Source organism: Ferruginivarius sediminum, from assembly GCF_003344765.1.
GTDB lineage: Bacteria > Pseudomonadota > Alphaproteobacteria > Kiloniellales > Rhodovibrionaceae > Ferruginivarius > Ferruginivarius sediminum.
On the sequence record NZ_QPMH01000005.1, the window covers coordinates 111450 to 133087 of the forward strand.

The following is a 21638-nucleotide window of genomic DNA, read 5'->3' on the forward strand; positions in this document are numbered from 1 at the left end:
TGACGAGATCCTGGTCGATACCGGCAACTACACGGTGACGACCAATATCGTCCTGGGTGCCGACGTCTCGGGCAGCGGCGACGCGGACGCCGAGCGCCTGCGCATCCTTGGCCCGACGGCCGAGGGGGCCGAGGCGGTACTCGACCGCGCCAATACGAACAACGGCGCCTACCTGTTCGAGATGCGCGGCGCCGACTATGTGACGCTGCGGGACCTGACCCTGGTCAGCGGGCAGTACAACATCTTCGCCGACCGGGGCGTGGACAGCGACGACCTGAAGCTGGTCGAGGTGACCCTGCGCGGCGCCGACGACGACGCCGTCAGGCTGGACGACGGCAACGACCGATTTACGGCGCAGAACATCGTCGGGCGCGATTTCGTCGGCACCCGCGAGGCGCTGGACATCGACGGCGCGGATACCCGCATCATCGGCGGCGAGTTCTACGGCTATTCCCGCGCGATCTCCCTCGACGGTCCGCGTAGCCTGGTCGAGGGCGTGCACGCCTGGGGCAATACGAGCACGGCAATCCGGGTCAACGGCAACGACAGCATCGTCCGAGACAACCGTCTCAACGACAACGACCAGGGCATCAACGCGCGCGGCGGCAATACGCTCGTCACCGGCAACGAGGTTTCCCGCAACGATCAGGGTATCCTGGTCTCCAGCGGCGCCACCGCGATCGGCAACGAGGTGTACGACAACCGCATCGGCATCGACGCTTTCGGCCGGGGCCTGATCGCGGACAACGTCGTCTACCGCAACACCGTCGGCATCGATACGTCGGACAGCGCCACCGTCGAAGATAACCGTATTTTCGACAACCACATCGGCATCCGCGCGGATGGCTACCGCGATTCGCCCTGGATCCGGAACAACCTGATCACCGGCTCGGACACCGCGGTCATCCTGGACAGTTCGCGCGATGCCGTGGTGGAGACGAACACGATCCATCAGAACGGTGGCACCGCGGTCCGGGTGCGTGACGGCGCGGTCGATACACTGATCACGAGCAACATCTTCAGCCTGGCCACGGGCACGGTCCTGTCCGTGGCCGCCGACAGCCAGTCGGGTTTCCAGAGCGACTACAACCTGTTCGATCCGCGCGGCAGCGCGCTGATCGGCAACTGGGGCGGCGTCGCCTACGCCAGCCTGCCGGACTGGTTCTTCGGCATCGACCGCGACGCCAACAGTCTAGCGGTCGATCCCGCCTTCGCGAACCCGGCCGGACTGGACGGGACGGTCGGCTACGATACGCTCACGGACGGTGCTGCCACGATCATCGACGGCGGGGCCGCCGGCTATACGGAAACCGGCACATGGTCCAGCCACGCCAGCGGCTATGGCGGCGAGCAGCGCCGCTCGGAAGGCGCCGACGCCGAGGCGACCTGGACTTTCGACGGTTTGAGCGACGGCGCGACGTATCAGGTCGCCGTCACCTGGGCCGATGTCTTCGGCTTCAACGAGCTGGGTACGCGTAGCCGGTTCCTGGTCGAGAACCAGGGGCAGGTCGTCGCCAGCTACGAGATCAATCAGCGCGACGACGCCCCGCGCAGCGACATCGAGGATAGCGGGCGTCCCTTCCAGGTGCTTGGCTTCGTGCGTGTCGTCGGCGACAGCCTGACCGTGCGTCTGCCGCAGGCTTACGCCAACGGGCGCGTAGCCGCCGATGCGGTGCTGTTGCAGAAGATCGGCGGGGCGAAGGGCGTGGACGACGACTTCAGCCTGCAGACCGGCTCGCCCGCCATCGACGCTGGCAACCCGAACCGCGCTCACTACGCCGAAACGGTGCCGAGCGGCGAGCGCGTGAACATCGGCGTCAACGGCCACAGCGCCGATGCCGCTGCCAGCCCGGCGCAGCTTATCCAGCTTCTCTCGCCGAACCGCTTTGCCAAGCCCGAGGTCGGAGAGCCGTTGCAGATCGCCTGGCGCTCCGCCGGTCTGACGGCGGAGAGGCCGGTGGCCCTGATCAATGCCGGCGGCGAGGCCATCTCGACCGGCAGCAACGGGCGCTGGCTGGAAGACGATTTCCGGGTCAACGGGAATGCGACATCCGGAAACCCGGACAATCTGCAACTCAGCGATCCCCTTGCCGGACCGGCCGGGCTTTACGAACGCTACGCCTATACCAATGGCGACTCGCTGAACTACCAATTCGACGGCCTGCCAGACGGCAGCTATACGCTGCGCCTGCATCTGATGGAGGACAGCGGCTTCGTCGATGCGGGCGACCGTGTCTTCGACGTCCTGGTCAATGGCAGCGTCGTGGCAAGCGGCGTCGATCCCAGGGCCCTCGCCGGTGGCGAGGACGTACCGGTCACCTTCGACGTCGCGGCGGCGGTCCAGGGTGGCGAGGGCCTGAACCTGGAACTGCGGCGGGGCGAGTCCAGCCGGCGGCCCGAGGTCTACGCCATCGAGATCCTGCAGGCGAACCCGGACGGCCAGGTCGCGCCGACGGCAAGCGTCCAGGTTTCCGCCGACGGCGGCGCAAGCTGGACCGACATTGCGACTGGCATCGCTGTCTCGCGCTTCGGCGCCGGGCAGTTCACCTGGACCCCGACCGACACCTTCGCGGACACCGATGTGCTGTTCCGGGTGGTCGACGAGACAAGCCAGGTGATGGGCGAAAGCCGGCAGCCGCTTCGCCTGGCGAACAACGGCGCGGCATTCTACATCAACGACGGCGACACCGCGGGCGACCAGTACACGACGGCCATTGGCGACAATACCAACACAGGCAAGTCGCCGGATCAGCCGATGGCGGATTTGGCGACGCTGTTGCGCAGCTACGACCTTGAGCCGGGCGATACGGTGTTCGTGGATGCCGGTCGTTACGAGCTGGCCACGGCCGTGCAACTCGGCCCCTCGCTCTCGGGCAGCGGCGATTCGGAAAGCGAGCGCGTCCACATCGTCGGGCCGACCGCCGATGCCGGCGAGGCGATCCTGAACCGCGCCAACCAGGCTTCCGGCGCCTATACCTTCGAGTTCACCGGCGCCGATTACCTGACGCTGCGCGACCTCACCGTCACGGGCGGCGAGAACGCCATCCATGCCGAGCGCAACGCCGGCAGCCATCATATCGACCTGGAACGCCTGACGCTCGGCGGGATGGACGACTATGGCGTGCGTTTCGAGGACGGCAACCACGACCTGACCATCACCGATCTGGAAGCCTCCGGCGTGGAGTCGTCGGGGCGCACCGGCGTATTTGTCCGGGGCGACCGCCTGACCGTTACCGGCGGGACCTTCGCCTTCTTCAGCACGGGCATCGAGGTCGACGGCGACGACGCCCGGATCGAGGGGGTGATCGTCCACGACAACAGGACCGGCCTGCGTATCGACGGCCGCGATGCGCTGATCACTGGCAACCTCGTGCACAGCAATGACGACGGGGGTATCAACGCCGGAACACGCAGCCGCGTCGTCGACAATACGATCTATGGTCAGACGGGATCGGGCGACTACGGCCTGCGGCTGGAGTCGGGCTTCGCCGACGGCAACGTGGTCTACGGCAACCGGATCGGCATCAATCAATCGGGCGGCGAACTGCGCGACAACCGCGTCTACGACAATAGCATCGGCGTGCGGATCACCGATCCGGCAACGGTGTTGGGCGGTCGCTACGACAGCAATGACGAGGCGATCCGGGTCGATGTCTTCGGCTCGGAGACCGTGGCCATCCGGAATGCGCTGATCACCGGCCACGGGCGCGGCATTCGGCTGAGCGACGGCGACGACCATCTGGTCGAGAACGTCACCTTCGACATCGCGGGTGCTTGGGCGGTGCGGGTCGATTCAACGGCCCACGACGTCCGCCTGCGCAACAACCTGTTCGCCCTGGACGGCACGACGGCGATCTCGGTCGCAAATAACAGCCAAACCGGCTTCGACAGCGATTACAACGTCTTCGACCTCCGCAACGGGGCGGCCATCGCGGCTTGGCAGGGCACGACCTATAGCGACCGCGATAGCTGGTATTACGCCGTCGGTGCCGACCAGCATAGCCAGGTCGCCGGAGCTGGTTTCCGGGCACCGGCCGGCAGCGACGGTACCGTGGGCTGGAGCGCTGCCACGGTGGGCGCGCCGCGGATCGTGGACAACGGCGATGCCGGCTACGCCGAGGTCGGAACCTGGACGGACACGGCATCGAGCGGCGTGAACGGCACCCAGCGGCGCGCGGCCTCCGCCGATGCCGAGGCATCGTGGACCATCGGCGGGCTGCGCGACGGCGCGACCTACCGGATTGCGGTGTCCTGGGAGGACGTCTTCAGCAACTTCTCCTCCGGCATCGCACAGGATCAGGTTTTCCTCGTGGAGGACGCGCAGGGCGTCGTGCGCAGCATCGAGGTGAGGCCGCGCTACGACCAGCCCGCCGCGGACTTCATGGCCGGGGGGCGTCCGTTCCAGCTTGTCGGCACGGTGAAGGTGACCGGCGACACGCTGACGGTGCGGCTGCCGCAGTCGCTGGCCCGCAACGGCGATGTGGTGGCCGATGCGGTCCTGGTGCAGGAGGTCGTCGGTTACGCGGGCGCGGATGACGATTACCGCCTGCAGCTCGGCACGGCGGCTATCGACGGCGGCGACCCGGACAGCCTGTTCCAGCTTGAGCCGGGACCGAACGGCGGCCGCGTCAACGTGGGCGCCTTCGGCAACACGCGCGAGGCGGCGGTGTCCAGCAGCGAGCGCAATATCGCCGTGCTGGCGCCCTATGCCCTCGACAAGCTGGAAGAGGGCGGGCAGGCGCTGATCGAATGGCATGCCGCCGGCTACGCCGAGAACGAACTGATCGGTGCCTTCAACCTTGGATCGGCTTTCGGCGACGATCAGGGTATTCGGTGGCGCAGCGCCAACGGCGCCGGCTCGACACACTCGCTGTCCAGCAGCACCGAAATCGACATGTCGGGCGTTGCATCGGAACTGCCCGAGCAGCTTTTCCGCACCTACGACCAGTTCGAGGGCCGCATCCATGCCATGGATCTGGCCGAGGGCAGCTACGAACTGCGGCTGCACCTGCTGGAACCGTCGAGATTCGTCGATCCTGGCGAGCGCGTCTTCGACGTGACGGTCAACGGCGAGGTCGTTGCGAGCGACGTGGATGTCCGGGCGCTCGCAGGCGATACCGCGACGGCGTTTACCTTCGACGGCATCGGCTTCGATGTGGCGGCGGGCGAAGGCTTCGAGTTGGGTCTGGTGTCGAAGGCCGGCACGCCCGTCATTTCCGGCTTCGAGATCCTGCGCCCGAATGCCGATGGGCTTTCGGATCCACGTTTCGAGGTCGAGGTTTCGACCGACGGCGGGGCGAGCTTCGAGACGGTCGCTTCGGGTATCGGGATCGGCCGCAACGGCATTGGCCGCTTCGTCTGGACGGCCGGGCCGGAAACCGCCGGCGAGGATGCGCTGGTTCGGGTGACCAGCCTGGACCTCGCGACGTCTGCAACCTCGCAGCGCGGCTTCCGCATCGCCAACGGCGGCGACAGCTACTACGTCAATGACGCCTCGCTGAACGGCGACGTTTACACGACCGCCGTGGGCGACGACGCCAACTCCGGCAAGAGCGCGGAGGCGCCGATGGCGAGCCTCGCGGCGCTGGTCCGGGCCTACGACCTGGATCCGGGCGATACCGTCTTCGTGGACAGCGGCTCCTACGTCTTGCCGGTGGATCTGGTGATCGATGCCTCGGACGCCGGCGATGCAAGCGCCGACGTGATCTTCCAGGGCCCCAGCGCGCCGGGCGCAAGCGCGCGGATCGACCGCGCCAACGGCAACCTGGACCGGGCCGCGGTGCGATTGAGCGACGCCGGCCATGTGACGCTGGCGAACCTCGACATCCAGGGCGGCAGGCGCGCGGTCGAGCTGATCGGCCAGAGCGACGATGTCACGATCCGCGAAAGCCGCCTGCACGATGCCGAGGACGTCCTTTACGCCGACCGCTTCGCCGATCGCCTGACCATTGCGGACAGCTCGATCTTCGCGGCGGGTGACACGGCCGTGGAGGTCGACGGCGACGACTTCCGGATGCTCGGCGGCGAGATCTTCACGGCGAGACGCGGCCTGTGGGTGGATTTCGGCGCCGACCGGGCCCTCGTCGAGGGAGTCGAGGTCTTCGATACCGACGACGCGATGCTGATCCGGGGCAGGGATGGCGTCGTGCGCGGCAACCTTGTCCACGACAATACCGGCGAGGGCATCCGGGCGGACTCGAACACCCTGGTGGTGGACAACGTCGTTCATGGTCATGCCGATACCCGCTCGGCCGCGATCCGCCTGGACGGCCAGGCCGTGGCGCGCGACAACGAGGTGCGCGACAACCACATCGGCATTCGCACCTTCGGCGGGAACCTTGTCGAGCACAACGCCGTCTTCGTGAACACGACCGGCATCCGTGTCGAGGACGGAGGCGCGCGGGTCCGTGCGAACCAAATCTATTCGAACGCCACCGGTGTCTTCGGCGACTTCTTCAGAGGCGACCGTGTGGAACTGACCAATAATCTGATCTACGACAACACCAATTCAGGCGTCATCATCGACGATGGCGAGGACCATCTGGTCGTCAACAACACGATCTACCAGGCCGTCGGCACGGCGTTGACGCTGCGCAACTCGATCCCGCAGGCGGCGCTTCGCAACAACATCCTCTGGTCCGATCAGGGCACGGTGCTGTCTGTCGGCAGCGGCGCCACCGGCGGGCTGGACAGCGACTACAACCTCTTCTATCGCGGTCCCGGCGGCGCCGCGATCCTGGCCTCCTGGGCCGGCACGGCGGCCAGCGACCTTGCGGCACTGCGGACATTGAGCGGGACCGACGTCAACAGCATATCGGGCGCGCCGGACTTCCTGGACATCAACGGCGCCGACAACGTGCTTGGCGAGGCCGGCGTCGAAGAGGGCGGCGGCAGCGACGACAACTTCGGCCTTGGCGCCGGCTCCATCGCGATCGATGCGGGCGAAAGCTACAAGGCGCCGTTCGTCGATGCGCTGGACCGGCGGCGCAGCAACGATCCCGCCGTAAGCGACACCGGCGACGGCTGGGAGCTTTACGAGGCCAGCCAGACGGGCGCCAGCGGCGTGTTCGCCGATCCGGCGAACCTGCCGGGGACCGCGCAGGGCTGGCGCAGTTCGGCGACCCACTGGACCCTTGATTTCGGTTTCGGGTTCGAGTTCTACGGGCGGACCTTCAACGAGGTCGAGGTTTCGGCTCACGGCTTCCTGTTCTTCGAGGGCCCGGCCAATCCTTACGACCTGCAGCCAAGCGCCGATACGTTCGAAGCGAACCGCATGATGGCGCCGCTGTGGTCCGACCTGTCCACCTTCGGCGGCGATGTCTTCGTGGAGAAGAGCGCGGATCAGGTGCTCATCCGCTGGGCGGGCAATCACGAGAACACGGGCTCGGCCGTCAACTTCGCCGTGACCCTGCGCGCCGACGGCAGCTTCGCGTTCGACTATGGCGCCGGGAACGTCACCGACGAGGTGATCGTCGGCGTTTCGGCGGGCAACGGCGAAAGCTTCGTGCGCGCACCCTACGACGGGGTGACCGATCTCGGCGACGCGCCGACGCTCGACTGGGCGGCCGTGCCGGGGGCCGGGCTCGATTTCTTCGACATCGGCGCATACGAGTTCGTCGGCAGTTCCGACGACGCGACGCCGCCGCAGGTGACGGCGACGCCGACGCTGCCGGCCGACGGCGGCTCGACCGCGCTGTCGCTGTCCAGCATCACGGTCGAGTTCAGCGAGGCGCTCGACCTGATCAGCGCCCGCAGCCCGGCGAACTACCGGCTGATCGAAGCCGGCCTGGACGGGCAGTTCGACACCAGCGACGACGTGGTGCTGGACCTCGATCCGACCTATTCGTTCCCCGAGACCAATCTGGTTCTCGACCTCACCGGCGGCGCGCTGCCGGAAGGTGAATACCGCCTGTCGATCTCCAATCAGGCACTGTTCGATACGGCCGGCAACCGGCTTGACGGCGATGGCGACGGTGTGGCCGGCGGCGATTATGTCCATACCTTCACCGTGGATGCCGGCCTAAACGAGGCGCCGGTGGCCGACGACATCGGCATTGCCCTGGACGAGGACGCGCCGGCCGACGTGACGCTGAGCGCCAGCGATGCCGACGGGGACGCGCTTTTGTGGTCCATCGTGGAGGGGCCGCTGCATGGCGAGATCACCGGCTTCGATCCGGCCGCCGGCACCTTCACCTACACGCCGGCGGCCGACTTCAGCGGCAGCGACAGCATCACCGTCAAGGCGGACGACGGCAGCGTGGGCGGCACCGATACCGCGGTCGTCTCCCTGACGGTCGCGCCTGTGAACGACGCACCGACGGCCACGGCGCAAACGGTCGAGGCGGTTGCGGGGCGTACGACAACCGTCATCGTCACCGGCCACGACGTTGAGACCGACGCCACCGACCTCACCTTCGATCTGGTCTCCGGCCCGTCGCACGGCACGCTGACAAAGGTTGGCGACAACGCCTTCGAGTACACGGCCTCCGTCAGCTACGCCGGCGCCGACAGCTTCGAGGTGGTCGCGCGCGACACCGGCGACCCGGCAGGAACGGGCGCGAATGCGAAGGTCAGCGCACCGGCCACGATCTCCATCAGCGTCATCGAGGGTAACCGGGCGCCCGTGATCGACGCCGTGGCGGACCAAAGCGTTCAAGAAGGCGAGACGCTGATCGTCGACGTCACCGGCGGCGACCCCGACGGCGATGGCCTGACGTGGTCCCTCGACAGTGCGCCGGTGGGCGCCACGATCGATGCCGCAACCGGGCGGATCACCTGGACGGCGACGGACGGCGCGGCCACGGAAACCTTCACGGTGGCGCTCAGCGACGATGGCGATCCGTCCCGCACCACGCTGTCCAGCTTCGACGTTGCCGTCGGCAACGTCGAACCGACCCTCGCGGTCACCGGCCCGGCCGAGGTGGACGAGGGCGAAACCTATACACTCGGCCTGGGCGCCAGCGACCCGGGCGACGATACCATTACCGAGTGGGTCATCGACTGGGGCGATGGCACGGTCGATACGGTGGCGGGCGGCGCCGCGAGCGTCGACCACGTCTACGCCGGCGGCAGCTACGAGATCGGTGTCAGCGCTAGCGATGAGGACGGCACCTATACGGCGGCACCCGTTGCGGTCACCGTCATCCAGACCAACGACGCACCGGTTATCGACGCCATCGCCGACGCAAGCATCGACGAGGGCGAAACGCTCAGCGTCACGCCGACGGCGACGGATCCGGATGGGGACGACATCGTCTGGTCGCTGACCTCCGCCCCCGCGGGCGCCAGCATCGACCCGGATACCGGGATGATCCAGTGGACCTCGCCGGACGGTCCGTCGGCTGCGACATTCACTGTGCGTGTGACCGACGACGCGGCGGTGTCGAAGTTCAGCGAGACCAGCTTCGATGTGGCGGTGTCCGACGTGGCGCCGACGCTGACGGTCGGCGGCGCGGCGAATGTGCGCGAGGGCGAGGCCTACACGCTGAGCCTGGAGGCCAGCGATCCGGGCGAGGATACGGTCAGCGAGTGGACCGTCGACTGGGGCGACGGCACGGTCGAGACCCTGGTCGGCGACGCGACCAGCGCCAGCCACGTGTTCCTGGGCGGCGCCACGCGCACGATCCAGGCGACGGCGACGAACGAGGACGGCAGCTTCCAGGCGGCGCCGGCGACGGTCGCGGTCGACGCGAATGACGCGCCGGGCATCGCCGCCGTTGCCGACCAGAACGCGGCCGAGGGCGAGACGCTGAGCCTGCAACTGGACGCCAGCGATCCCGAGGGCGACGCGGTGTCCTGGTCGCTGGTCGGCGGCCCGGCGGGCGCGGCCATCGACGCGGCGACCGGCTTGCTGACCTGGACAGCCCCCGATGGCCCGGCAACGGCGAGCTTCACTGTGCGTGCCACCGACGACGCGGCGGTGTCGAAGTTCAGCGAGACCAGCTTTGACGTCGCGGTGTCCGACGTCGCGCCGACGCTGACGGTCGGCGGCCCGGCGGATGTGCGCGAGGGCGAGGCCTACACGCTGAGCCTGGAGGCCAGCGATCCGGGCGAGGATACGATCGGTGAGTGGACCGTCGACTGGGGCGACGGCACGGTCGAGACCCTGGCCGGCGACGTGACCAGCGCCAGCCACGTATTCCTGGCCGGTGGCACGCGCACCATCCAGGCGACGGCGACGAATGAGGACGGCAGCTTCCAGGCGGCGCCGGTGACGGTCGCGGTCGACGCGAACGACGCGCCGGGCATCGCCGCCGTTGCCGACCAGAACGCGGCCGAGGGCGAGACGCTGAGCCTGCAACTGGACGCCAGCGATCCCGAGGGCGACGCGGTGACCTGGTCGCTGGTCGGCGGCCCGGCGGGCGCCACCATCGACGCGGCGACTGGCTTGCTGACCTGGACGGCCCCCGATGGCCCGGCGACGGCGAGCTTCACTGTGCGGGCCGCCGACGACGCGGCGGTGTCGAAGTTCAGCGAGACCAGCTTCGACGTGGCGGTATCGGACGTGGCGCCGACGCTGACGGTGAGCGGTCCGGCAAACGTGCGCGAAGGCGAGGCCTACACGCTGAGCCTGGGTGCCAGCGATCCGGGCGAGGATACGATCAGCGAGTGGACCGTCGATTGGGGCGACGGGACGACGGAGACCCTGGCCGGCGATGCTACGAGCGCCAGCCATGTGTTCCTGGGCGGTGGCACGCGCACGATCCAGGCGACGGCGACGAACGAGGACGGCAGCTTCCAGGCGGCGCCGGTGGAGGTTGCCGTGGACGCGAACGACGCGCCGGGCATCGCGGCCGTCGCGGACCAGAACGTGGCCGAGGGCGAGACGCTGAGCCTGCAACTCGACGCCAGCGATCCCGAGGGCGACGCGGTGTCCTGGTCGCTGGTCGGCGGCCCGGCGGGCGCGGCCATCGACGCGGCGACCGGGTTGCTGACCTGGACGGCCCCCGATGGCCCGGCAACGGCGAGCTTCACCGTGCGGGCCACCGACGACGCGGCGGTGTCGAAGTCCAGCGAAACCAGCTTCGACGTGGCGGTGTCCGACGTCGCGCCGACGCTGAGCGTCGAGGGGACGTCCCAGACCGTTCTTGGCGAGACTTACACCGTCACCTTGGGAGCGGTCGATCCGGGCGAGGATACAATCGCCGAGTGGACCATCGACTGGGGCGATGGCAGCACCACCACGCTGGCCCGCGATGCGACCAGCGCGAGCCATGTCTACACCGGCGTGGGGACCCGCACGATTTCGGCAACCGCCACCAACGAGGACGGCACCTTCGACGCGCCGCCGCTGACGGTCGAAGTGGCGCAGCCGAGCAACCCCGACTCGCCCGGCGATACGGTTCGCGACCTGGTCCGTTCCGGCGATATTCCACCCGGTCCCGAACGTGGCGAGGCGATCCGCGAGGCGGTCGGCGCCGGGCCCGGCGATAACCCGGGCAACGGTGGCGGACAAGGTGCCGGGCGGCCACGGGCGAACGGCTCGTCCGGGCCGGGCGGTGGCGGCTCGACGGTGCGCTTCGACGCGAACGGCGGGGGGAACGTCTTCGGTACCAACGGCGTTGCGCTCGACAGCAACGGCGGGCCGGGCGTCGCGTCCACGGACCAGGGGCTCGGCCTGCGCACGGAAACCGGCGAGGTGCGGCCGATCGGTTTCGACGGTCAGGGCGGCACGTCCGTTGGTTTCGGCTTCTCGAGCGGCGCCAGCGGCGCGCAGCTTGTGCTGGGTGGCCTTGGCGGCGGCAGTCGGACGGTCGGCGGAGAGACCTATTATGCGGGCGGCGAGTGGACCGCCTACCGCGACGGGGAGGTCGTCGCCTCGGGCCGGTTCCTGAACACGAACGGCCGCGAGATCATGCGGATCAACGTGCTGCCCGGCACCAGCTTCGACAGGCTGGATGTGGCCGCTGTGCCGCCAATGACAGCCGACGGCCGTGCCGTTGATTTGGACGCCGCTGGCCTGGGGGGCGAGGGCTTCTTCATCAGGGGGCTCACCTATCGCGCGACAGGTTCGAACCAGACGGCCGACGCCAGCGGAGAGGACGGCGACGGCCAGCAGGGTGATGGCGACAGCACGGCGCTGCTTCTGCCGAACGGCCTCTTGCTGCCCTCCCAGCTCATGTGGACGCTGCCCGGCGCCGATGCCTTGGGCCCGGCGCCGGAGATGCTGACGCTGGAGCAGGTCATGCAGCAGCGGCTTGCCAGGGCGACCGGTGACGACATGGCACCGGACGGGGAGAGCGCGCCGGTCGACGCCGAGGAATACGTGCTCGATCCCGAGACCGGGCGTTTCCGGCTCGTCGAGGCCGATCAGGCAAATGGTAAGGAAAACAGTCCAGCATGGGTCTGGGACAGCGGGCAAGGCCATGACGGCCCGGCTGCCGCTGGCGCGGTCGACTGGGGAGATCTGGATCGCGCCTGACCCGATGCATGCTGCGATACGACGCCCGAAGGAATGCCCGTTCCCGGGGCGGTGAACCCGCAACCACGTAAGAGAGGAAGGTTCTTGATGACGAACGAGACCAAGACTCAGAGTGCTGAAAACGCGTCCCAGGAGTCGGCTCACGCCGCGCCCGAGTCCGGCGCCGGCGAACGGATCCGCCGGGTCAACTGGGATGACAGCCGGATGGAGACCTCGTTCGCGAACGTCGTCAACGTGCTGAATACCCGCGAGGAATTCATGATGCTGTTCGGCACGAATCAGACCTGGAACGCCGTCGAGGCCGAGGAGTTGAACGTCCGCCTGGACCACCGCATCGTACTGACGCCGCATGCGACCAAGCGGCTGATGACGCTGCTGCAGAACCGGATCAACGACTACGAGAAGCGCTTCGGCAAGATCGACTTGTAGAACCAGCGTCTTCGCGTGAGTGAGCCGTGACGGAGATCCAATCGCCGAGCGGCGTGCGGAGCGATGCCGGCGCCGGGCATATCGACGCGCGGGCCTGGCGGACACTCGCGCATGGCGGCGACGCGCGCGAGGCCGCTTCGGTCTGGCTCCGCCTCTACTGCGAGCGGAGCGAGGGCGTCCGAAACGCCCTTCTCCTGCTGCGGGACGAGGGGGGGACCCCGCTTCGTCCGCTTGCGGTCTGGCCCAGTACCCATGCGGTGACGAAGGGGCTTCGCACGGCCTGCGAGTCGGCAATCGCCAAGGACACCGGCGTGTTGCGGCGCGGGCAGGGCGAGGTCTATCTGGCCTTGCCCTGCACCGTGGGCGACAGCGGCCAGGCGGTGGTCGGCTGCACGCTGGAAGACCGCGCGGATCACCAATTCGAAGCGGCGATGGCGGACCTTCAGCTTTGCTCCGGCTGGCTGGAGGCATTGCTGCGTCGCGCCGAGGCGGGCGCGGAGGAAGAGCGGGCCGAGGTCGCCGCCGAGGCGTTGGAACTGATGGCGTGCGTGGTGGACGAGCCGCGCTTCGAGGGCGGCGCCCGCGCGCTTGTCACCGATCTCGCCATCCGCTTCGACTGCGAGCGGGTGTCGCTGGCGATGCTTCGCCGCGGCCGGCCACGGGTCGTGGCGATGTCGCACGCCGCCACCTTCAGCCGTCGCATGGACCTGGTGTCGGCGCTGGAAGGCGCGATCGAGGAAGCGTTGGACCAGCAGACGCCGATGGCTTGGCCGCTGCTGGAGGGCGAGCAGGTCCTGGTGACGCGGGCGCACGAGGCGCTGGCACGCGCGCATGGCGCCGGCGCGGTTCTCACCGTGCCGCTTATGCACGGTGAGGAGGTCTATGGCGCCCTGGTTCTCGAAGCGACGGGCCGGGAAAAGCTGACCCACCGTTTAACCCGTCTTCTGGAAGGGGCGGGGGCGCTGCTTGCGCCGGTCTTGCGGGAAAAGCAGGAAAACGACCGCTGGCTGGTGCAGAAGGCCGGCGGCTCGCTGGCCTTGCAAACCCGGCGGCTGTTCGGCCCCGACTATCTGGGCCGCAAGGCCGCCGCGGCGGCGGTCGTGGCGCTTGCCGCCTTCGCGTGGTTCGCGCAAGGTACGGCCACCATCGTTGCCGACGCCCGCCTGGAGGGCCGCGTCCAGCGGGCCATCGTGGCACCCTTCGACGGCTACGTCCTCAGCGAAAGCGCGCGGGCCGGGCAGGTGGTGGAGGCGGGCGAGCGCCTGGCGGCCCTGGACGACCGTGACCTGCGCCTCGAACGCTTGCGCTACGAGGCCGGCCGCGAGCAGCGCGAGCTTGAGATGCAGAAGGCGCTTGCCGAGGGTCGGCGGGCCGACATCAACGTCGTGCGCGCCAAGATCCGCGAGGCGACGGCCCAGATCGAGCTGCTGGACGAGATGATCCGGCGCGCGCGGTTGAAGGCGCCGTTCGACGGCCTGGTCGTCTCCGGCGATCTGAGCCAGGAGGTCGGCACGCCGGTCGGCCGTGGCGACCAGCTTTTCCAGATCACGCCGCTGGAGGGATACCGCGTCGTGCTGTCCGTGCCGGAAGGCCGGATCGCGGGGGTCGAGCCCGGACAGGACGGGCGTGTCCGCTTCGCCGCCTTCCCGCAGCGAACCTGGCCGGTCTCGGTCGAGAGCATCACGCCCGTGACTGAAGTCAGGGAAGGCAAGAACGTGTTTCGGGTGGAGGCGCGTATCGGCGGCACGGTGGAGCGCCTGCGTCCAGGCATGGAGGGTGTCGTCCGTCTGACCGGCGAGGAGGAGCGCTTGGTGGCGATCTGGCTGCGTCCGGCGGTGGACTGGCTGCGCCTGACCTTCTGGCGCTGGCTGCCGTAGCGGGCTTTCGCCATGACAGCGCAGAACCTTCACAGCGCCTCCTGGTACCGGGTCCGCAACCTGCGGCCCCGCCTGCGCCCCAACGTGCAGATCCACCGCCAGGAGTTCCGCGGCCGGGTCTGGCACGTGCTGCAGGACCACGCGACGGGGCAGTTCTTCCGCTTCTCGCCGGAGACGTGGTGCGTCATCGGCCTGATGGACGGCCGCCGGACGGTGGACGAGATCTGGCTGGCCGCCTCGGATCGTCTGGGCGACGACATGCCGACCCAGGACGAGGTGATCCAGCTTCTGGGGCAGCTTCACAAGGCCGACGCGCTGGCGGGGGACGTGCCGCCGGCCCTGCGCGAACTGGACGAGCGCGCCCGTAGCGCCCGGCGCGGGCGGCTGCTGAAGCAGGTGCGCAACCCGCTTTTCGTGCGCATTCCCCTCTTCGATCCCGACCGGCTGATCGCCGCGACCCTGCCGTTGGTCCGGCCGCTGTTCTCCGGCTTCGGCCTGATCGTCTGGTTCGTCGTTATTGCCCTCAGCGCTTTCCAGGCCGGGATGAATTGGGAGGAATTGAGCAGCAACACGCTGGAGCGCGTACTGGCCGCCGAGAGCGTCGTCATGATGTTCCTTGTCTTCCCGCCCCTGAAGCTGCTGCACGAGCTTGGCCACGGCTGGGCGGTGAAGCGCTGGGGCGGCGAGGTGCATGAGATCGGCATCATGCTGCTGGTGATGCTGCCGGTACCCTATGTTGAAGCGTCGTCCTCCACTGCGTTCGCGTCCAGGTGGCGGCGATTCGCCGTCGCGGGTGCGGGCATGATGACGGAACTTCTGATCGCCGCGGCCGCGCTGCAGATTTGGCTGGCGGCGGAGCCGGGACTGCTCCGGGCGGCGGCGTTCAACGTCATGCTGATCGCCGGTGTCTCAACGCTGCTGTTCAACGGCAACCCGCTGCTGCGCTTCGATGCCTACTACATGCTGGGCGATCTGCTGGAGATTCCGAACCTGGCGACGCGGGCGTCGAAGTGGTGGGCGTACGTCTGCGAGCGCTGGCTGTTCGGCGTGCGCGACGCTCAATCGCCGGCGGATCAGCCGGGCGAGGCGAAGTGGCTGGCGATCTATGCCCCCGCGTCGTTCGCCTATCGCATCGTGCTGATGCTGACCATCGCGCTCTTCGTGGCCGAGGCGGTACCGCTCGTCGGCATCGCGCTGGCGGTGTGGACGGTGCTGCTGACCCTGGGGGCACCAGCCTGGAAGATCGCCCGGCACCTTCTGACCTCGGCCCGGCTGGAGCGGGTGCGCGGACGGGCGCTTGCCGTCACCGCGGCGGGATGCGCGGGCTTTGTCGCGCTGCTTTTCGCGGTGCCGGTGCCGCATGCGACCGTGGCCCAGGGCGTCGTCTGGGCGCCCGAGGCCGGTCGCGTCACGGCGACGGGCGATGGCTTCGTACGCAGGGTAGTAGTGGAGCAGGGGGCGGAGGTCGGGCCCGGCCAGCCGTTGCTGCGCCTGGAGGACCCGCTGCTCCGGCGCGAGGCGCGCGTCAAGGCGGCGAAGCTGGACGTGCTTGAGCTGGAGCGTATCTCGCGGGAGGCCGAGAGCTTGACCGAATCCCGCCTCGTTGCCCGGAAAGCCGCGTTCGCCCGCGAAGACCTGGCGCACGTGGAGCGCAAGCTGGCGGAGTTGACGGTCACCAGTCCGCGCGCGGGGCGCGTCCGCCTGCTGAACCCCGGCGACCTGCCGAATCGCTTCGTCCGGCGCGGCGAACTCCTCGGCTATGTCTTGCGCCACGGCGAGCGGCGCGTGCGGGTGGTAGTGTTGCAGGACGCCGTCGATCTTGTCCGCAACGACACCCGGCGGATCGACCTGCGCCTCGCCCGCGACCCGGGCGCGGAGGTGCGCGATGTCCGTGTGGTGCGCGAGGTTCCGTCGGGCGACCGGGAGTTGCCGAACCCGGCCCTGGCGCTCTCCGCCGGCGGACCGCTGCCGCTGGACCCGAACGATCCGAACCGCCGGCGGGCGCTGGAGACTTTCTATCAGATCGAGTTGGCACTACCGCCGGACCTGGGCCCGCTGGGTGTCGGCGAGCGCGTCCACGCCCGCTTCGACCACGGGCGCGAGCCCCTGGCCGCGCAGCTCTGGCGCTATGCCCGGCAGACCTTCCTGGAGCGGCTGGACATATGACGGATACCGCGACCTCCGGCCTGGCTGCGTTGCCGACCGTCGGCCCACTGTACCGCGAACGGGCCGAGCCGGCGGAGGGCATGCTGGAGGCGGCTTGCCACGCCGTCTATGCGCGTACCGCCGCCAGATGGCGAATGGCGGGGCGCGCGCGCGCCAAACGGTCCGCCAGGCGTGCCGGCGCGATGGCGGCGGAGATTACGGCGCTGTCCGACACCGACCTCCGCGCGCGTGCCACGGCGCTCCACCGGAGCGTCGCTCAGGCCGGCGCGGTGAGCGAGGCGCTACGCCCTGAAGGCCTCGCCGTCATTGCCGAGGCAGCCTGGCGGCAGCTTGGCCTGCGCCCGCATCCGGTGCAGCTTGCCGGCGCGGCGGTACTGCTGGACGGCGCCTTCGCCGAGATGGAGACGGGCGAGGGCAAGACCTTGACGGCCGCGCTCGCCGCCGCGCTGCTGGCGCTGACGGGGGAGCCGGTGCACGTGCTGACCGCGAACGACTACCTCGCCACGCGCGATGCAGGGTTCGTCGAGCCGCTGCTGAGGTTCCTGGGCCTGTCCGTGGGCGCCGTTGCCGGCGGCATGCCGGAGCCGGAGCGACGCGCCGCCTATCGTGCCTCCGTCACCTATGGCTCCGGCAAGGAGGTGGCCTTCGACTATCTGCGCGACCGTCTCGTCCTCGGCACGGCGGGGCATGCGCGCCTGCGGGTGAGTGGCCTGCGCGGCGACGACCGGCGGCGGGAGCGCCTGGTGATGCGCGGGCTTGGCGCCTGCATCGTCGACGAGGCTGACAGCATCATGGTGGACGAGGCACGCACGCCGCTTGTGCTGTCCCGCGACATCGAGGGCGAGCTGCCGGCCGAGGTGTGCCACGAGGCGCTGCGCATCGCGGACACCCTGAGCGAGGGCGGCGACTTCGCCATCGACCGGACACGCCACCGTGTCGAACTGACCGAGGCCGGAGAGGACAGGGTGGCCGAGCTGTCGGCCGATCTGGAAGGTCTCTGGCGCGTGGCCCCGCATCGCCGGGACTTGGCCGTCAAGGCGCTCAGCGCGCGGCACCTTTTCCGGCGGGACGAGCACTATCTGGTGGCGGACTCGGGCGTGGAGATCATCGACGAGTACACGGGCCGCACCATGCCCGACCGTTTCTGGAACGACGGCCTGCACCAGATGATCGAGGCGAAGGAGGGCTGCGAGGTATCTGGCATCCGCACGCCCTTGCTACGCCTGACGTATCAACGCTTCTTCCGCCGATACCGCCATCTTTCGGGGATGAGCGGCACGCTTGTGGAGGTAGCGGCGGAGCTGTGGAGCGTGTACCGCGCAAGGGTCTTCGACCTGCCGACGCACCGCCCGCTGCGGCGGCAACGGCTGCGCAGCCGCCTGTTCCCGGACGAGACGGCGAAGTGGAGCTGGATCGCCGGGCGCACGGCGGAGATGATCGCAAAGAGGCGGCCGGTCCTGATCGGCGTACGCACCGTGGACGCGGCCCGGCGTGCCCACGACGCGATCCGGGCAAGGGGCATCGACGCCCGTTTGCTGAGTGCGGCCCAGGACAAGGAAGAGGCGGAGATCGTTTCCGAGGCCGGCGCGCCGGGCGCGGTGACGGTCGCGACCAACATGGCCGGGCGTGGCACGGACATCAAGCTGGCGCCTGGCGTGGCCGAGGCCGGCGGCCTGCATGTCATCGTCGCCGAGCGCCACCAGAGCCGGCGCATCGACCGGCAGCTTGCCGGGCGCTGCGCGCGCCAGGGGGACCCCGGCAGCTTCGAGATCTGCGTCTCGGCAGAAGACGAACTGGCGCCCCGGCTGGTGCGGCACGCGCCGTTTAGCCGGTCGAGCTTGGGACGACCCATCGGGCTGTGGCTTGTCGACCGGGCGCAGGCGCGGCTGGAGCGCATTCACGGCCGGGCTCGCGCGCGGCTTGTTCGCCAGGACCAAAATCTTGAGGGCCTGCTGGCCTTCGCGGGAGAGGATCTATGAGGTTGCGGTTTGCGGGACTGTTGAGCCTTCTGGCGCTGGCGGCGGGCCCGGCCGCAAGCGCCCCCGCGCCGGCGTTGAGCTGTATCGTGAAGCCGCAGCGTACCGTCGAACTGGGCGCGCAGGTGGCGGGCATCCTGGATGAACTCGTCGTCGAACGCGGGGACGCCGTGGAAGAGGGCGATGTCGTCGCCCGCCTGCGCCGCGATGTCGAGGAGGTGAACGTCGAACTCAACCGCGTACGCGCCGCCAGCACGGCCGAGATCAGGCGCCGGGAACTGGAACTCGCCAACAAGAAAAATGTCCTGGCGCGCAAGAAGAAGCTGAAGAAGGGGGACTACGTCTCCGCCGAGGACCTGGAAGAGGCGCGCGTGGAGATGGAGGTCGCTCAGCAGATGCTGCGCGAGGCGCGGGACAACCGCAGGATGGCCCGGATCGAGCTGCAACGGGCGGAAACCATGCTGAACCTGCGTATCCTGAAAAGCCCGATCAGCGGCGTCGTCACCGAAAGCCATCTGTCGCCCGGCGAGTTCGTCTCGGAGCAGAAGCCGATCATGACCATCACCGACGTCGATCCCCTGCACGTCGAGGTCTACCTGCCACTATCCCGCTACGGCAAGATCGAGGTCGGCGAGCGCGCGACGGTCGAGCTGCAATCCCCCATCGGCGGCCGCCACCCCGCGACCGTGACTGTCGTGGACAGCGTCATCGACGCCGCGAGCGGCACCTTCGGGGTGCGACTGGAACTGCCGAATCCGGAAGGTGCGATACCTGCCGGACTTCGGTGCGGCATCGATTTCGGTGGGGAGGGTGACCTAGCGGGAGAATGAGTTGGCTTGAGGACCAGGATTCCCGGCCAAGTCGACCGAACCCCTAGGCCGTTGCTTTCGCTATTTTTCATCATACGTCGAATGGCGACGTGCAACACCCGTGTGCAACAATCGTCCCGTGCCGGCGGCGCACCTTCTCCGCGTACCGGAGTTCGTCCAGCAGCCGACCACCCGAACTTCCCGAGTTTCGGCCGAGTGTGACCAAGTCGGACGAAGCGCTTCGGTCCAGCGTGCTGTCGACTGATCGAAGGAGCGGTTGCCTACACGGTCGCCGCCATGACGATCATCCCGTGCGCGACATCCTCGCAATCCACCGCCAGATGCGCTTGTTTCAACGCCCCGCGAACCCAATCCGCAGAGAGCTTGAGCTTCGGGTAGGCGCTCTTGTGCAACTGCCAGGCGCCGTCGGTCCGGACGTGTACGAGGTCGTGGACCAAAACGCGCTCGCCCTGATCCTCCAGGAAACACAGCATGATCCGGTCTTCGCTCGACCGGACCGGGAGGAATCGGTCGAGACCCTCCAGCGGATGAGTGAGATCCCGCCAGGACAACACCAACCGCCCGCCGGGCCGCAGGCTGCCCGCGATCTCAGTGAACAGCGCCGCCACGGCGGCGCGGCTCGGCAGGTGGGTGAGCGTGTCCCCCATGCAGACGATCGTATCGGCGCGCTCATCAATCAGATGATCGAATCTTGTCAGGTCCGCCGCATAGGTGCGGACGGGATGGCCCTCGACATGTTGCTCGAGCTCGGCGAGCAATGCGTCGCTCGTGTCCAGCGCGTGCACGCGAGTGGCGCCGAGACGTGCCAGGGCGACAGTCTGGAATCCCGAGCCGCAGCCGAGGTCGATCGCGACGCCAGGGGCGTGCACGCCCGCGCGACGCAGCAGCGCCGTCTGCTCCTCGACCTTCCGTGCGAACGGCACGCCGAACATCCAGGTGTAGTGCCGCGCCAGCAGCCCGGCGTAGTGCTCCTGCGGAGTGGTCATGCGTGAATTCCTTCGGACCCGATATACAGACTGAACCTCATGGCACGGTTCACCGCAAGCGCGCGGTCAGTGTGCCCCGACGGACCTCGAATTCGCTCTGGGTGCGGCGAAGCCTCCGCTTGCAGGGGCAGCAAGGGCGGTAGCACGCAGCCGCTTTGGGACGCCCAAGACCTTTGGGTAGGGCCGGTACGGCCCTTATGCTTGCCGTCCGGGCCTTCGCCGCCCGCGTACCGCATCGACGATCTCGATGCGCGCCGCAGTCTGGTGCCGGACCGTGGCGGTGGCGTGAGGCTCGAATATGGTCATGTCTCCAGTCTTTCTCGAAAACGGGTCAGTGCAGGCGCATGGCGCCGTCGCGGTCGATAATCGCCTGCATATCGGGCACGCTGGTGTCGGCGAGCCGGCCGTGGGCCACCATGGCTTCGGCCAAGCACGGCACCTCGGAGCGCTCCGACCAGGTCTCCGGCCGCCACAGGCCGGCGCGCACCAGCGCCTTGGGGCAGTGCAGGAACGCCTCCCCGACGTGCACCACGAGCGCGAGGTTGGGCGCCTTGCCGCGGTGGGCCAGCCGGTCGCGCAGCCAAGCGTCGTGCATGATCGTGCCGCGCCCGGCCACGCGCATCAATGTCGCCAAGGATCGCTTGGACGTCCACCTGCTGCCGGCGGGTGAGGCCTTTGCCGTCGCGCGCGACGGCAAAGGCCTGGACGACCTCGTCACCCGCCTGCACACGCTGGCGCCAACGCTGATCGTGCTCGAGGCCACCGGAGCTTCGAGCGCAGCGTCGCCGCCGCGCTGGCCGGCGCCGGCCTGTCGCTGGCCGTCGTCAACCCGCGCCGGATCCGCGCCTTCGCCCGCGCCATCGCCCGGCTCGCCAAGACCGACGCGTTCGACGCCGAGCCGTGCGCCAAGCGCTCTACATGGCCACCTTCGTCGCCGTGCGCTGGAACCCCCA

Annotated in this window: 8 protein-coding genes and 1 pseudogene (1 of these 9 only partly in view); 7 read left to right on the forward strand and 2 right to left on the reverse strand. The window is 68.8% G+C overall.

What is annotated here, in order from left to right; all coding sequences use genetic code 11:
* The 6 genes from DRB17_RS07400 to DRB17_RS07425 all read left to right on the forward strand — a co-directional run.
* Window positions 1–12421, forward strand: partial view of a right-handed parallel beta-helix repeat-containing protein gene (locus tag DRB17_RS07400; protein ID WP_114581566.1) — the final stretch only. The gene continues 16355 nt to the left of window position 1, outside the view; only the last 12421 of its 28776 coding nucleotides appear in the window; its start codon lies off the left edge, out of view; the stop codon is at window positions 12419–12421.
* Window positions 12422–12508: 87 nt separating this feature from the next.
* A complete protein-coding gene (locus tag DRB17_RS07405) occupies window positions 12509–12850 on the forward strand; it encodes a DUF3467 domain-containing protein (protein WP_161958736.1) in 342 nt (113 codons plus the stop codon).
* Between the two features lie 26 nt (window positions 12851–12876).
* On the forward strand, window positions 12877–14727 hold the full coding sequence (locus tag DRB17_RS07410; RefSeq protein ID WP_114581568.1) for a GAF domain-containing protein: 1851 nt from the start codon (window positions 12877–12879) through the stop codon (window positions 14725–14727).
* A 12-nt stretch (window positions 14728–14739) separates the two neighbouring features.
* Window positions 14740–16893 carry a site-2 protease family protein gene (locus tag DRB17_RS07415; protein WP_114581569.1) on the forward strand — a complete coding sequence of 718 codons (2154 nt, stop codon included), beginning with the start codon at window positions 14740–14742 and terminating at the stop codon, window positions 16891–16893.
* Complete coding sequence (locus DRB17_RS07420; protein ID WP_206607811.1) at window positions 16890–18872, forward strand: preprotein translocase subunit SecA; 1983 nt, start codon at window positions 16890–16892, stop codon at window positions 18870–18872. Before DRB17_RS07415 ends, DRB17_RS07420 begins: the two co-directional genes overlap by 4 nt.
* On the forward strand, window positions 18869–19699 hold the full coding sequence (locus DRB17_RS07425; RefSeq protein WP_114581570.1) for an efflux RND transporter periplasmic adaptor subunit: 831 nt from the start codon (window positions 18869–18871) through the stop codon (window positions 19697–19699). The genes DRB17_RS07420 and DRB17_RS07425 overlap by 4 nt, the downstream gene beginning before the upstream one ends.
* A 260-nt stretch (window positions 19700–19959) precedes the next feature.
* Here the strand turns inward: DRB17_RS07425 and DRB17_RS07430 are convergent, their stop codons facing one another.
* Both DRB17_RS07430 and DRB17_RS07435 read right to left on the reverse strand, forming a co-directional pair.
* The gene (locus tag DRB17_RS07430) at window positions 19960–20685 is read right to left on the reverse strand and encodes a class I SAM-dependent methyltransferase (RefSeq protein WP_114581571.1); all 726 of its coding nucleotides are present in this window, start codon (window positions 20683–20685) and stop codon (window positions 19960–19962) included.
* Between the two features lie 331 nt (window positions 20686–21016).
* A complete protein-coding gene (locus tag DRB17_RS07435; protein WP_114581572.1) occupies window positions 21017–21280 on the reverse strand; it encodes a PNPOx family protein in 264 nt (87 codons plus the stop codon).
* Between DRB17_RS07435 and DRB17_RS07440 the strand changes: the two are divergent.
* Window positions 21279–21622 (forward strand): annotated as a pseudogene (locus tag DRB17_RS07440) (IS110 family transposase); the annotation flags it as partial. The gene DRB17_RS07435 and the pseudogene DRB17_RS07440 overlap by 2 nt on opposite strands.
* Window positions 21623–21638: the final 16 nt, after the last annotated feature.

What these genes read in the sequence shown, in the direction of transcription:
- DRB17_RS07405 (WP_161958736.1), top strand. Translation starts at nt 12,509, where the DNA reads ATGACGAACGAGACCAAGACTCAGAGTGCTGAAAACGCGTCCCAGGAG.
- DRB17_RS07415 (WP_114581569.1), top strand. Translation starts at nt 14,740, where the DNA reads ATGACAGCGCAGAACCTTCACAGCGCCTCCTGGTACCGGGTCCGCAAC.
- DRB17_RS07420 (WP_206607811.1), top strand. Translation starts at nt 16,890, where the DNA reads ATGACGGATACCGCGACCTCCGGCCTGGCTGCGTTGCCGACCGTCGGC.
- DRB17_RS07425 (WP_114581570.1), top strand. Translation starts at nt 18,869, where the DNA reads ATGAGGTTGCGGTTTGCGGGACTGTTGAGCCTTCTGGCGCTGGCGGCG.
- DRB17_RS07430 (WP_114581571.1), bottom strand. Translation starts at nt 20,685, where the DNA reads ATGACCACTCCGCAGGAGCACTACGCCGGGCTGCTGGCGCGGCACTAC.
- DRB17_RS07435 (WP_114581572.1), bottom strand. Translation starts at nt 21,280, where the DNA reads ATGCACGACGCTTGGCTGCGCGACCGGCTGGCCCACCGCGGCAAGGCG.